The sequence below is a fragment of the Streptomyces chisholmiae genome, assembly GCF_031845445.1.
In the GTDB taxonomy this organism is placed as follows: Bacteria; Actinomycetota; Actinomycetes; order Streptomycetales; family Streptomycetaceae; genus Streptomyces; species Streptomyces chisholmiae.
This window is the reverse complement of sequence record NZ_JAVREO010000177.1, coordinates 1-455: the sequence shown is the minus strand read 5'-3', so window position 1 is coordinate 455 and position 455 is coordinate 1. Positions and strand designations below refer to the sequence as shown.

General features: G+C 63.3%; 1 protein-coding gene. It reads right to left on the bottom strand.

Translation table 11 applies throughout. The features are described from left to right. The coding region (locus RM844_RS32670; protein ID WP_311671063.1) for an NAD-dependent epimerase/dehydratase family protein at positions 1-409 on the bottom strand (409 nt) is incomplete at its 3' end. Between the last annotated feature and the right edge of the window lie 46 nt (positions 410-455).

Sequence of the window (455 nt, the reverse complement as noted above, 5' to 3'; positions counted from 1 at the left end):
CATAGTCGAGCACCAGGTTCTCGGCTTCGACGCGCGAGCGGATATAGGCCCCGCCCCTGTCCAGCCAGTTGAACGGCTCGTCCTCGGTGGCAGCTCCGCCATTCTCGGATAGCGCGATGGTGCCGATTGTGCTGGTGAACACGAACCGACGTAAGTCGGCGGCGGCCGCGACATCGAGTACCCGGCGCAATCCATCAATGTTGGTGTGGAACAGTGGGGTTGGGTCGCGAAGCCAGGCCCTGGCGTCCACGACGCAGTAATAGACGTCGTCGCAGCCGTCCATCGCCTCGCGCACCGCAGTGTCGTCGAAGATGTCGCCGTACGTGCGGTCCACCTCGAGATCGTCGATTGCCCTGGTGGAACTGGTGCGGCGAAGTAGAACCCGTACGGATTCTCCGTTCTCGACCAATTGGCGTACGACGTGCGAGCCCAGGAACCCACTGGCCCCGATGACC